The organism is Sphaerisporangium corydalis (genome assembly GCF_025506355.1).
In the GTDB taxonomy this organism is placed as follows: Bacteria; Actinomycetota; Actinomycetes; order Streptosporangiales; family Streptosporangiaceae; genus Sphaerisporangium; species Sphaerisporangium corydalis.
This window is the reverse complement of record NZ_JANZYP010000071.1, coordinates 1-12,966: the sequence shown is the minus strand read 5'-3', so window position 1 is coordinate 12,966 and position 12,966 is coordinate 1. Positions and strand designations below refer to the sequence as shown.

At 67.3% G+C, this 12,966-nt stretch carries 10 protein-coding genes; 7 read left to right on the top strand and 3 right to left on the bottom strand.

All coding sequences use genetic code 11. From position 1 onward, the window contains the following. Positions 1 to 67: 67 nt before the first annotated feature. The 3 genes from NYZ98_RS34515 (at position 68) to NYZ98_RS34505 (ending at position 2,039) form a co-directional block, all read left to right on the top strand. On the top strand, positions 68 to 580 hold the full coding sequence (locus NYZ98_RS34515) for a hypothetical protein (protein ID WP_262848169.1): 513 nt from the start codon (positions 68 to 70) through the stop codon (positions 578 to 580). 303 nt (positions 581 to 883) lie between these two features. Then, on the top strand, positions 884 to 1,363 hold the full coding sequence (locus NYZ98_RS34510; protein WP_262848167.1) for an MFS transporter: 480 nt from the start codon (positions 884 to 886) through the stop codon (positions 1,361 to 1,363). A 94-nt stretch (positions 1,364 to 1,457) separates the two neighbouring features. Next, complete coding sequence (locus NYZ98_RS34505) at positions 1,458 to 2,039, top strand: sigma-70 family RNA polymerase sigma factor (RefSeq protein ID WP_262848165.1); 582 nt, start codon at positions 1,458 to 1,460, stop codon at positions 2,037 to 2,039. A 126-nt stretch (positions 2,040 to 2,165) separates the two neighbouring features. On the opposite strand, the gene NYZ98_RS34500 is transcribed toward NYZ98_RS34505, so the two are convergent. Beyond that, complete coding sequence (locus NYZ98_RS34500; RefSeq protein ID WP_262848163.1) at positions 2,166 to 3,953, bottom strand: heavy metal translocating P-type ATPase; 1,788 nt, start codon at positions 3,951 to 3,953, stop codon at positions 2,166 to 2,168. Positions 3,954 to 5,657: 1,704 nt separating this feature from the next. On the opposite strand from NYZ98_RS34500, the gene NYZ98_RS34495 reads away from it, so the two are divergent. Continuing rightward, on the top strand, positions 5,658 to 6,338 hold the full coding sequence (locus NYZ98_RS34495) for a DUF2637 domain-containing protein (RefSeq protein ID WP_262848161.1): 681 nt from the start codon (positions 5,658 to 5,660) through the stop codon (positions 6,336 to 6,338). A gap of 505 nt (positions 6,339 to 6,843) precedes the next feature. Continuing rightward, a complete protein-coding gene (locus NYZ98_RS34490) occupies positions 6,844 to 7,374 on the top strand; it encodes a hypothetical protein (RefSeq protein WP_262848159.1) in 531 nt (176 codons plus the stop codon). 485 nt (positions 7,375 to 7,859) lie between these two features. Here the strand turns inward: NYZ98_RS34490 and NYZ98_RS34485 are convergent, their stop codons facing one another. After that, positions 7,860 to 8,186, bottom strand: coding sequence for a hypothetical protein (locus NYZ98_RS34485; RefSeq protein ID WP_262848157.1), 327 nt, complete (start codon positions 8,184 to 8,186; stop codon positions 7,860 to 7,862). A gap of 414 nt (positions 8,187 to 8,600) precedes the next feature. On the opposite strand from NYZ98_RS34485, the gene NYZ98_RS34480 reads away from it, so the two are divergent. Next, positions 8,601 to 9,080, top strand: a complete 480-nt coding sequence (locus NYZ98_RS34480) for a hypothetical protein (RefSeq protein WP_262848155.1) — start codon at positions 8,601 to 8,603, stop codon at positions 9,078 to 9,080. 162 nt (positions 9,081 to 9,242) lie between these two features. On the opposite strand, the gene NYZ98_RS34475 is transcribed toward NYZ98_RS34480, so the two are convergent. After that, on the bottom strand, positions 9,243 to 9,515 hold the full coding sequence (locus tag NYZ98_RS34475; protein WP_262848153.1) for a hypothetical protein: 273 nt from the start codon (positions 9,513 to 9,515) through the stop codon (positions 9,243 to 9,245). A gap of 433 nt (positions 9,516 to 9,948) precedes the next feature. On the opposite strand from NYZ98_RS34475, the gene NYZ98_RS34470 reads away from it, so the two are divergent. Next, positions 9,949 to 12,945: a DUF11 domain-containing protein gene (locus tag NYZ98_RS34470; RefSeq protein ID WP_262848151.1), complete on the top strand. Its 2,997-nt coding sequence runs from the start codon at positions 9,949 to 9,951 to the stop codon at positions 12,943 to 12,945. Positions 12,946 to 12,966: the final 21 nt, after the last annotated feature.

The following is a 12,966-nucleotide window of genomic DNA, read 5'->3' as shown; positions in this document are numbered from 1 at the left end:
GGACTTCATCGCTGAAATGATGTTAGCTGTGTCCCCCCGGGAGCCGACCCTGCGCTTGGTGCGAGCCGTGGTTTTCGCAGTGGTCTGTGTGGTGGTCTCCGCCGGTGGACACGCCTTCGCCGGCGGCAGAGCCGTTCCTCTTGCGGTGATGGCCGTCGGCGCGGCAGGGGTACTCGCCATGGCTTACCTGCTCAGCGATCGCGAGCGTGGTCCCGAGGGCGTGCTCTCGGCGACGATCATCGCGCAGGTCATCCTGCACCAGTTGTTCGCCTGGTCGGCTCCGGTTCCCACGGTCTACACCGAACACGGCCACCATCTGGGCATGGTGATGGTCCATGTCGTGGTGGCGGTGCTGACGGGATGGTGGCTGTACCGGGGCGAGCGCGCGGTGTGGCTGATGCTTCGCCTATGGGCGGTGGGCCCGCTTTCGGCACTTCGGCGGCTCCTGAAAGCCGGTGAGTGCGATCTGCCGGCGGTTCGGCCGGCCATACCGGCCGCCGAACCTGAAATCCACCTCGGCCGGCGGATCACGGGAGCGATTCACCGGCGCGGTCCGCCCGTGGCCCTCGCCGCCGGCTGAGCAGGTCTGGCCGGTCGGCGCCCGGTTGATCAGTCGCTCCGCAGGCTGTGGACGCGCTTTCCGGTCATGTCCCCGGCCTGTCCAGGACCGTTGTGCTGAGTTGAGCCGGCAGCAGTGCCGCGTTTCGTGCGCACCCACCGTTGTCACCTCATGCCCGGCACGCCGCAACCAGGAGTCCCCATCGTCATCGCCCACGCTCCGGCCTCCTTAGCCGTCTGAGCCATGCCTGCCGGACTGACGTTCCGCCTCGCCCGCGCCGTGGCTTTCGCCATGGCGTGCACCGGGCTGAGCATTCTGGCGCACGTGGCAGGAGGAGGCGCCGTCTCCGAGCGTGCGATGGCGTGCGGGCTGGCGGTCGCGTTCCTCGCGGCACTGCCTGCCACCAGCCGCGAGCGCGGCCTGGGTGCGATCATGCTGCTGCTCGGGGCCGCGCAGGTGGCGTTGCACTTACTGTTCTCCACAGCGCCACACCTCCCGCCCTTGGCCGTCACCGGTGCGCACGAGCACTCCGGCCTGGTTCCCGGCATCGGAATGCTCCTGACGCACGGCTGGGCCGCAAGCCTCACGGCTTTGTGGCTCTCGCGCGGCGAGGCCATGCTGTGGGCCACCCTGCGACGTCTCGCAGCCCGGCTTGTTCTGCTGCTGACCTCTCCAGGGCCGGACTGCCCCGCCCGTGTGAGGCGCCGCGTGGAATCTCCCGCGCTGGCGGTCCTTCGGTCCGTGCTCCTGAGGCACGTGATCAGCGGGCGCGCCCCGCCGACGACATCCCTCCCCACCGGCTGACCTCCAAGGCGGACCGGTCCTCACACCTTGCTCTACCGGACGGAGACTCTCCGCCCGGCAGTCGTCGTGCGCCTTCTCCAAAGGAACGATCAACATGAGTGCTGGCACCATCTCTCATCGAACGGCCGAGGACGACGAGCGGCTGACCGTACTCGCCTTAGCCGCGCGCGAAGGAGCGCCCGCGGAGGTCGAAGCCTTCATCCGCGCGGTATACGCGGACGTGCGGCGGTTCCTCGCGTATCTGACGGACACGCAGTCGGCGGAAGACCTCACCCAGGAGACCTTCGTGCGCGTCCTGGGCAGCCTGCCCAGGTTCGCCGGCCGTTCCTCGGCACGGACGTGGCTGCTGTCGATCGCGCGCAGAGTGGTCGTCGACGGGTTCCGATCGGCGTCCGCCCGGCCTGCCATCGCCGATCTGTCCGACTGGCAGTCCGCCGCCGAACGTTGTCAGCCGCGTGGCCTGCCCGGAGCGGAGGACGGAGTAGCGCTGACCGGGTTGCTCGCCGAGGTTCCGCGTGAGCGCCGCGAGGCCTTCGTGCTCACTCAGCTCATGGGCCTGCCCTACGCCGAGGCCGCCACTTTGCTCGGCTGCCCAGTGGGCACGGTTCGCTCCCGCGTCGCCCGGGCACGAGGCCAACTGGTCGTGTCCCTGTACGAAGCCGACCGCGCTGCCTGAATCTCCTCGGCGGGGCCCACGCATCGCGGGCCCCGCCAGGTGGCGTCACCACCCACACAGGTAATGCCGGCTCGTGGACCAGTTCGGCCGGCTGTTTCCCCGGCGAGCGGCCGACGGCGATCGCTCCTATCGGAAGCGTCGCAGCCGCAGGCTGTTGGAGACGACAAAGAAGCTCGACAGCGCCATCGCCGCTCCGGCGATCATGGGATGGAGCAGGCCTGCGGCGGCCAGCGGGAGCGCCGCGACGTTGTAGGCGAAGGCCCAGAACAGATTGCCCTTGATGATGCTAAGTGTGCACCGAGACAGCCGGATCGCGTCCGCCGCGCCGCACAAGTCCCCACGGACCAGCGTCAGGTCGGACGCCTCGATCGCCGCGTCGCTGCCTGTTCCCATCGAGATACCGAGATCGGCCTGAGCCAGCGCCGCCGCGTCGTTGACACCGTCTCCAACCATGGCGACCACCCGGCCACGGCGCTGGAGATCGCGGATCACGTCCACCTTGCCCTCAGGTAGCACTCCGGCGATGACCGAGTCGATGCCGACCTCCGCGGCGACGGCCTCGCCCACGGACGGGTGATCGCCGGTCAGCAGGATCGGCGACAGTCCCAGAGCCTTCAGGTCCCGCACCGCCTGCGCCGAGGAGGGTTTGACCGTGTCAGTGACCACGAGCACGCCGCGTGCCATGCCTTCCCAGCCCCCCACCACGGCAGTGGCACCGATCGACCCCGCTTCGGCAAGGGCCCTCTCCAGCACAGGGGTCAGGTGGCCCCACCGCTCGACCACCAGAGAGGGACGTCCGGCCACGACCGTCTTCCCGGCCACCCGCCCCTGGACACCGAGCCCTGGCAGGGCCGAGAACTCCTCGACGGGAAGTGCCGATCGGCCGGCATCAGCGATCGCCCGGCCGATGGGATGCTCTGATGCCCGCTCCACCGCACCCGTCAAGAGGAGAACCTCCGCACGGTCCTCACCGTCGGCGACGACCACATCGGTGAGGGTCATCCGCCCCTCGGTCACGGTACCGGTCTTGTCCAGAACGACGGTGTCTACCGTGCGGGTCCGTTCCAGCGCCTCCGGGCCCCTGATCAGGATACCGAGCTGGGCTCCGCGGCCGGTCCCGACCAGCAGGGCCGTGGGTGTGGCGAGCCCCAGGGCACAGGGACACGCGATGATCAGAACGGTGACCGCCGCTCGTATCGCATCCGACGTGTCCGAGTCCAGAAGCAACCACACCGACATGGTGGCGACGGCGATCGCGAGGACCACCGGCACGAAGACCGCTGACACCCGGTCCGCCAGCCGCTGCACGTCGGCCTTGCCCGACTGCGCCGCCTGCACGAGGCCGGCGATCTGCGCCAGCCGGGTGTCCTCGCCGACCTGGGTGGCCCGCACCACCAAGCGCCCGCCCGCGTTGACCGTGGCACCGACGACCCGATCTCCCACGCCGACCTCGACGGGCATGGACTCGCCCGTGAGCAGGCTTGCGTCGACGGCGGAGACGCCCTCGACCACGATCCCGTCGGCGGCGATCTTCTCTCCGGGGCGTACGACGAAGACGTCCCCCACGCTGACGCGATCAGCGGACGCGCGGATCTCGTCGCCGTCCCGGAGCAAGGTGACCTCTTTGGCACCGAGATCCACCAAGGCGCGCACCGCCGCGCCCGCACGGCGTTTGGCCCTGGCCTCCAGATATCTTCCGGCCAGGATGAACACCATGACCCCTGCCGCCACCTCGAAATACACGACGGGATGACCCGCGGTGTGCAGACTGGTCGCTGCCACGGAATGCTCCCCGGCGTGGCCCGCCGACACCAAGGGCTGCGCGGTGCGTTGCGCGGCCGACACCAACTCCCAGATCGACCAACCGAATGCAACCAGCGTGCCCAGCGACACCAGTGTGTCCATGGTGGCCATGCCCTGCTTGAGGTTGGCCCAAGCGGTCCGATGAAAAGCCCAGCCACCGTAAAAGACGATCGGCGAGGGGCTGCGGTGGCGTCCTTACAGCGGGTGGCAGTGTACGGCGGGTCAGTCGGTGCGCTGGGGCAGGACGGCGACTGGGGTAGCACGGCGTGCCGCCGATGCGCCCTGCCCGCGTGCGCGTCGCTGCCCACGCCGGCGCCGGGTTCCCGCAGTGGTGAACGGTCATTTGATCGGCGCGATCAGGTTGGCGTAGGGAGTCCTCTCAAGGCTTAACAGTTGGCGTTGGCACCTACCTGAAGGTTCCCGGGGTACCAGTGGCTTTGAGGTACGTAATAGGTGTATTCCGGAGGAACGCAATAGACCCAGCCGCCTTTGCCACTGGCGTACTGGTGGACCCAGAGGCGATTATGGCAGTCATTGTAGATTGCCGAGAGTGGCGTAATGGGATAGGTCCATACGTATGGCGTGCACGGGTACGCGCCGGTGTAAACGTACTCACCGTTCTCCCACGCGTAGGTATAGACACCTGTATCGGCCTTCGCGGTCGCGGCATCTGGATTTACGATGGGACCTGACTTGGCGCCCGCCGGAATCGATGGGTGAGGGGCGCTCGCCTGTGCCGGCGCGCCGACCAGAATGGCCAGCCCTAAAGTCAACCCAAATACGATTTTACGTACGAGAGATACTCGCATTTCGCCAGTTTCCTTTCATTGCGAGACGGTAAGAGTGGAATCGATGAAGGGTCAGGACGTCATCTTTCGCAGGCGATGAAACATGTGCTGAGAAAGAATGATCGGTCCTGTGGTCCACTCGAGCCTACGAACATGGACAATTAAAGTAATCCCACGCTGGGTTGAGATCGCGGGTAAACCTGGGCGGTACACGCCCTGTGCGTGACCAAACATGACGCTAGAGGAGGATCAGAACGTTCGGATCTCGACGCCGGCCTGATCACTGAAGCATTCAAATCTGACTGTGCAGGTCGTCAGAGTGACGCACAGGGGGGCGGGTCGGCATGAATGAGACTCCCGGTATGACAGCAGTCGACCAAGATCCGAACCCAAGGCGGCGCGCTCGTTGCAGTCGTACCCTGCCGCGATAACGCTGGCCACTCACACTTGATCCGCCTGGTGGAGCCCTGCCCGGCCCACTTACGACCTGACCGCGGCCTCCACCCTGAGCTTGATCCGAAAGCCTGGCCGCAGCGAAGTTCCTTTACAGGCCTTCGACCGGACTGGGTCACAGCGGGCGCAATGCCTGCCCTTGATGATCTGAGGTGCATCGCCAGCCCAGAGATGGCGTGGTCGCTCGATTTCCTTGGGAGACAGTCATGGCAGATCTTCGTGCAGCGCTGGCCAACCACCTGGAGCAGATTCGGCGCCAGATTCCTCGGGCGGTTGAGTCACGGGACACTGGTGAGTTCTGGGACGCGCTTCAGCAGATGAACCCGGTCATCGACGAGTGTCGACGACGCGCGAATAGTCTTCAGCCGTCGTCGAGAAACACCTCCGGGTTGGCGGCTTTGATGTCGGCGATGTCGCCGCTGATCACCCCTGGAGGGATAGCAACGCGAGCCTCACCAGTTTCTCGGTGTGGTCCGCGAGCCGCTGATCACCCCTGGGGGGGCACGCTCGATACGTACATGCCGTTCGCGGCGTCCGCTGGCTTGTTCTCCCAGCTCGCGAGGGGTGAGCGGAGGTGGAACCCAGTGTCCGAGCGGTTCGCCGCATCCAGTGTGCGACGATTTCTGGCGTTGCGCTACTGGCGCTGATCGCGGCGGTCGTCTCGTTCCGTCACATGCACGAGTTCTGCCAACGTCATGCTGAGGATCATGTGGCCGCAGTGCTCATCCCGCTCGCCGTCGACGGGCTGATCGTCGTCGCCTCGATGTCCATCCTCCTGGCGAACCGCTACGGCTCCCGTGGCGGAATTCTGGCATGGAGCCTGCTCATCATCGGCAGCCTGGCCAGCCTCGGCGCCAACGTCGCGGTGGCCGATCCCAGTCTGATCGGTCGAATCATCGCGGCCTGGCCAAGTGCAGCCCTGATCGGCAGCTGCGAGCTCCTGTTGGCTCAGCTCCGTCGGTCCACAGGAGGACGGGTAGAGGTACAAAGCGTGCCAATCCCCAAAGCAGAACCTGCTGCCGATTCAGACGCTGACCCTGCGGAGGACCAGGTCGATCAGACAGAAGATCCTGGTGTGCCCGTTGAGGATGGAAACAGTCGGGCACTGCAGAGAGAGGCTTGGCGGTGGGCACAGCAGAACCATCCGGCAGACGGCGATCTGCCCAGCGGCGTTGCCATCGCTCGAGCATTCGCCCGCAGCCCGCGTTGGGGCCGCCTGGTCAAGAAGGCCGGGATCGCCGGCGAACTCGGTTGACGTGGATCAACGGCCCGCCCGGACACATCGGGGCCTCCTGACCGGGGAAGTCTTTATGACGACGGCGGCAATGCCATGCGGTTTCCAGGACTGCCGCCGCCCCCGCAGAGGGATGAAGCAATCGCTACCCTGGCGCGACGTGCGCATCAACAGCGGGCGGCAACGGGCTTCTTGGGTATTCCCGAAAGTTATCTGGGGCAAGGAAGTGTGACCGCCGATGCGCAAGTGAACGACGGCCCGGCCGCTGTCCCGTCTCACTAGATTTGGCGCAGTCTCCGCAAGTTGGCGCTATTCATGGTTATGTCTCACACACTTGGCGCGCTAGTGGAAACTCACCGTAAGCGACGACTATGGGATCGGCGCAGCCGTCGCGTGCCCGGTGCGTGCGAGCCGCCACGACGTACGGACCCGACGACCGGTGGGGTGGGATCTGTTGGTTGCCAAAGGTCACGACGGTCGGCTCACGCCGTGTTCCCGGTGCGGGTACAGCGACGGTGTCCTGAGCGTGCCCGCCGCCTACGCCGCCGCGCGCTCCACCGAGACGGCAGCGCATGTGGTCCGCGACGACGAGGCATCGCTGGCGAGGCGGCGCGCGGCCAGAGCGGCCCTCGACTCGGCACTGCCCATTGTTCCCGCCGATGAGCTGGCGATGGCACCTACCAGCTACGTCCCGGCTCTTGGGTGTGGCGGCGTCCTCTTCGGTGTGGTCACAGTGGGAGCCCTCACCATCTATCAACTCGCGACCGAACACCGCAGCGGGGATAGCGTGCTGCTGGCGGTCGGCGCTGCCGCCGGGTTGTTGTCGGTGTTTTTCATTCTCCTGCTGCTCCCGGCTCGGGCCCGCCGGCAGAAGATCGAGGCGGGCAGGCCCGCCGCGGAAGCGATCTGGCGACGGGGCTGGTACTGCTACAGGTGCGCCATCGTGTACTTCCAGGCGGGGGAACAACCCGCCGGCATCGCACCCGGGCAGCCGTTGACCCCGGCGCAGTTCAAGCACATCGTCTGGACCGCCGGCCGGTACGGCCGATCGACCTGACCGTACCGATGGATCGGCCCACCGGCTCAGGCCGGGGCCGCCGCGCGGATGCCTGGCGGTGGTTGATAGGGACGGGTCGGGGCGGTGCGCTGCGGCCGGGGTGCCGGGAGTTGATGTCCGTCTCACCAGATTCGGCGCGTTCTCGCTAAAGATGGCACTTCATTGATCGATCTAGCGTACATAGCGCAACTCGCACTCGACAGCACCCGAACTCGGTCAAGGACCTGCACGAGCAGGTAAGCCCGATTCATGGATCACGCGCCGGATCGGATGAGACCGACGGCCACGGGCGCCATCTCTGATGAGACGAAAGCGGCCGGCCGTCTCGCAGGTCTTGGCGTGCCGCAGGTCAGCGCCTCGTGGCACGCCACGCGTCATGAGACGGGACAGCCGCGCGGCGGACCTCGTCAAACTCGGCCGACAGATCGTTGAACCTTGCGAGCGCCTGGGCGTCGTGCAGAACACCAGGGCGGGCGAGGATCCCATCAGCCTCCCGGGCCTCGGCGCTGGTGCAACGCCATGGCGCGCGGCCGGGACGGGGAGAGCGCCCGCGAGGACCGCCTCCATGAGCCGCTGGCGGCGGTTCGAGTAAGGGTCTCGGCGCGCAGCGAAGGGCCGGCCGCCATGACGAGCAACTCCAGGACGCGGAGGTGCTCGTCGGGATCCAGGGCGAGGGACGACGGCAGGGGCCGGCGCGGGTGGCGCTCTCGCGTTCGAGACTGGTGATCGTGCTGCGCGAGGTCGCCGCCCTGGCGGGCGAGCCGTCGCCTGCTCATCTCGTACACGGCGCGCAGGGCCGAATCATTCGGCACGCTCACCCGAGGCGTTTCGGCCCCCTCCTCTAGCGTGAGACGCCTCGGAACCGAGGTCAGAGGCCGGCACCCGTACAGGTCCTGAGTACGGGCGCGCGCGTAAGGCCGCCGCTGAACGCGGGGGACCTGCGCTGACCGCTTTACGGCGAGTTACTCGCCCGAGCTCACTGTTCGCGGGCCACGCACGGGCCAAATTTCGGTCCATCTTTCCGCAGGTCAAGCGGCATTTTGTCCGGCCGCCGGGGGTGAATACGGAGAACTTGCACTTGCGCGGCTATCTGATCGTTCACCTGTAGGCACTTGCCTGGTCGTCCCGTACGCCGTCATCCCACCCTTGGGTCAGCGGGCCTGGGGGCAGGGTGCTACCTCCTGATCACCAATGCTTGACGTCCGACATCAAGTAGGGGAGGAAGCATGAACACCTGGACGGAGGCACGCGACGCGCTCGCGAACGATCTGGAGAGGGTCGTCGGCAGCCGGCTGCTCGATCCGCTCGACATCCTCTTCGGCACGGCGGACCTGATGCGAGACCGGCTGACGGCGAAGGCCCGCGCCTGGGCCGAGACGCTGCTGGGCCAGGACGACCAGGCCGCGACGCACACCGCGATCCGCCTGGTGAGCGCCCTGTATCCCGGCGACGCCCCGTTCGACCCACCGGCCGGGTGGTGGGGCACTCCCTTCGGCCAGGCCGTGATCCGGCGGGCGGGGCATCCCAGCGCCGTCGCCGTCTCCGTGTCCGTGGCCGCGGGCATGCTCGGCATCACCCGCCAGGGCGTTCACGACCTGGCCAACCGCGGCAAGCTCGAACGGCATCCTCCCGGCATCACCGTCGCCTCCATCCGCGTCCGGCTCGCCACCCGCGCACCGGACCCCGTAAAGGGAGATCACACATGATCAGCGACCACGCCGCTCCCGGCGGCCTCCTCCCGCTCGGCGACGGACCCGCCGTCGGCCGTCTCGGCTTCGGAGCCATGCAGCTGTATGAGGGAACACCGGTGGCTTGGGCTGTGTGTGGAGCGCCCGGTGCAGTCGGTGTCCTGGTGGGAGGGCGGGGGGTCAATCGCCCGGGTCGGCCGACTCGGTCAGGGTCGCCAGTACCGCGGTCGCCGCCTGCGGGTCTAAGACGTCCAGATGGACAGAGGTGCAGCCCATAGCCTGCCAGCCGATATCGCGGCGAGTGGTGATCAGCACGCTCCCCCTGGCCAGCCGGCCCAGATACGAGTGAAGGTCTGCAGCCTGTTCGACGTTGTCGAAGATGAGCAGCCACTCGGCGTGGGTGCTCTGCCAGCTCATCGCCCATGCGGCGGCCTCCTCCACCGGCCAGGGCATGAGTCACCCGCTCCAGCGCAGACTCGCGGCCGGCGAACACCGCGAATACCCGAGTTGTTGAACGAGTTTTTGAAGGCTCCTCGCGCCTCTGAAGGCTTGTCGGCCGGGGCCTTCAGGAAATGATCGTTGAATGAAGACTCGCAGTCGCTGACAGACCTCACCAGGGATCAGCCACTCGGCCATCAGCCTCGCTGAAGCGGGGAAGGCGCGGCCGGCTGGCGGGCTCTGCCCGTGGGCGGCCGTCACAGGGCATGGCATGGGCAGTGTTAGACCCTTATATGGCGGCATTTCAGAATGTCGAGATCTTCGGTTAAGTAGGGGGCTACTCATGTGTTAGTCGGGGATCATCCAGATTCTGGGCGGTATGCGGCATCCATTAGCTGGCCGACTGGTGGTCATCCCACTGGTCGTACTCTCACTCATCGCTGTCAACATGGTGCTCGTCGCCCCCGCGCACGCGGCGACGGACGTCACTCTCACGCTGACCGTCAACTGGGTCCAGCAACACGAGAATCCCGACGACGACGGCGGGGACGGTGACTACTTCCCGGAGGTGCGGATCGGCGACGGCCCGGCGGACACGTTCCTGACCAAGCCGTACGTCCAGGACGACGTCTTCAACCCGAGCACCTTCCCCGACCCGTGGAAGTTCACCCACACGGTGTCGGTGGCCGACGACAAGTTCACCGTGCCTGTCGTGGTCCGGCTGTGGGACTACGACGACGGCACCAACCTCGGCGACGACCTGATGGACATCAGCCCGGCCAACCAGAACGTCGAGCTCAACCTCGAATACGACCTCGGCACGCGCACGTGGCGGGGAGAAAGCGACGGGATCACCCCTGGCCAGGCGCGGATCACCGGCGACAACGACCCCAACTTCCCCGACACCAACGACGGTGTCGCGGCCACCATCGGCATCGACATCACGCTCGACAGCACGCTTCCCGACACCGACGGCGACGGCATCTACGACGTGATCGAGCGGTTCGGCATCCGGGACGCGGCCGGGAGCATGGTGTACGACCTCAGAGCCATGGGCGCCAACCCCTGCCGCAAGTCCATCGTCTTGACCATCGACTACATGACGAGCCCGGCGGAGAACCACAAGCCCAAACTTGACGCGATCAAGGAGGTCAGGGACGCGTTCAACGCCGCACCCGTCGATCCCCAGCGACCGTGCCGTTACGCGGGCGTTCCAACGCCGGTCGGCGTCGACTTCATCTACATCGAGGGCAACGCCATCGCGGAACAGGCGACGATCGCCTTGGACGCCGACTTCCGCAGGTTCCGCAACGCCGGCCTCAACCCCCTCCTGCGGCCCTACGCCCATTACGCGATCTTCGGGCACGACCGGTCGAACGCGGGTTCCAGCTCCGGCGTCTGCTGCGACGCCGACAAGGACTTCCTCGTCACGCTGGGATCGTGGCGGACGCTCTGCATCGCGCCCGGCGCCGACGGCACGCTGAACTCCACCCCCGCCGGCGACGACACCGTGATCGGCAACGAGATCAACGTCGGGACCAACGGCGACTGCGAGACCACCCAGAGCGGTGACGACGAGCAGTTCCTGCCTGTCGGCACGGGCAAGGCCGACGCGAGAGTGGGCACGGTGCGGGATCAGTCCGGCTCGATCATGCACGAACTGGGACACGCGCTGGGACTCGGCCATGGCGGCACCGACCAGACCAACTTCAAGCCCAACTACCTCAGCGTGATGAACTACTCCTTCGACCCGGGTGGCGTCGCGATCAGCCCCGGCCGCAATCCGGCCCGCCGCCTGGACTACTCCCGCGAGGACCTGCCCGACCTGGACCGGACCCGGCTCGTCGAACAGGACGGCATCAAGGACGGCACCGACCACACCCGATGGACCGACCCCGCCGGCACGGTGCAGTTCGGTCCCGGCACCGGCCCGCTCAACTGGAACATGAACTTCACCCCCGCCGGTCAGCCCATCATCGACCCGCCCACGATCAACGTGGACATCAACGCCGATGACGACGTGTGCGTCCTGCCCGGACCCGACAACACGCTCGACACGACCGTGAACCCCGCCGACGTCCAGGTGGGCGACACCATCCTGGTGGCCGCGAACGGCACCTGCGAATCCATGCCGGCGGGCGATGACACCGGGCGGGCCACGATACTCACCGGGAACGACGACTGGGCGAACCTGCAGTACAAGGGGGCCGCTCGGACGGGCTCGGGGTCAGCCGCGCCGAGCTCGGGCCCTGAGATCACCTTCCGTGAGGTCGCCCGCGGTGAACTGGCACAGCGTAACTTCTACGAGCCCGACGTCACCGCGGCCAAGAAGGTCGACAAGGCGACGGCGCTTCCCGGCGACACCCTCACCTACCAGGTGAAGGTCGACAACGTCGGCAAGGGCAGGGCGGCGGCGGTGGCGCTCACCGACACCTTCCCCGACGGCACGACGGCGATGCGTCAGCTCCCCGGCCTGGCTCCGAAGGGCTCGCACACCGAGACCTTCACCCACCTGGTGCCCTGTGCCACGGCCGACGGCGCGGAACTCACCAACCGCGCCACCGTCACGGCCGAGAACCTCGCCGAGGAGCCGGAGACGAACACCGGCAACAACGCCGGCACGGCCTCCACCAAGGTCAAGGCGCCCCGCATGACGCTCGCGGCCACCTCGACCCCGGCCGCGAACGCTGCCGAGGCGGTGACCACGACGCTGACCGCCACCAACACCGGTAGCGCCACCGCCACCAACGTCACCCTGGAATACACCCTTCCCGAAGGCGTCTACTACAGCACCGCCCTCGACCAGGGCCAGGGGCCACGGCCGACGAACGCCGCCGGCCGCACCCTCACCTGGAACCTCGGTTCGGTGGACGGGGGCGCCGTCAAGGCCGTGCGGTTCACCACCCGCTCCAGCCTCCTCACCGTCGGGGGCACCGAGCTGACGGGGCAGGCGAAGATCCAGTACGCCAACGCCAACGGCTGCACCTACGCTCCGGTGACCGCCTCGACGACCTCCACGGTCACCGAGACCGCGCCGAGCCGCAACCCGCAGATCTCCACCATCTGGGGAACCTTCTCCGGGATGCGCACCGCCGAACTACTGGCCCGGGTCCAGGCCACCGACACCCGCTTCGACACCGACCCATCCGACGGACGGCTCACCCAGGAGGAGGCCTCCGGCACCTTCAGCCTGCCGCTCCTGCAGCCACGCACGCTGAGGGCGGAGCTGCTGACCACCTACCTCAACCTGGCCGACCGGCGCATCAACGCGGCGACGGCCGTACGCACCCTCACCATCGAGCGCCTCGGCCTTCGTACAGTGGGCGACGCCGCCCGGCACGCCCAGTCCACGCTGGGGTTGCCACCTTTGAGCAACGTGGTCGCCTACACCGACGCCACCCTGGTACTCGTCGAGATCAACTCCGGTCTGGCGGAGCGCTACTGATTACGAGGAGGTGGCGGGCGG

Excerpts from the sequence above, each read along its gene's own strand:
- NYZ98_RS34505 (WP_262848165.1), top strand. The coding sequence starts at position 1,458 with ATGAGTGCTGGCACCATCTCTCATCGAACGGCCGAGGACGACGAGCGG.
- NYZ98_RS34500 (WP_262848163.1), bottom strand. The coding sequence starts at position 3,953 with ATGGCCACCATGGACACACTGGTGTCGCTGGGCACGCTGGTTGCATTC.
- NYZ98_RS34480 (WP_262848155.1), top strand. The coding sequence starts at position 8,601 with ATGAACACCTGGACGGAGGCACGCGACGCGCTCGCGAACGATCTGGAG.
- NYZ98_RS34475 (WP_262848153.1), bottom strand. The coding sequence starts at position 9,515 with ATGCCCTGGCCGGTGGAGGAGGCCGCCGCATGGGCGATGAGCTGGCAG.
- NYZ98_RS34470 (WP_262848151.1), top strand. The coding sequence starts at position 9,949 with ATGGTGCTCGTCGCCCCCGCGCACGCGGCGACGGACGTCACTCTCACG.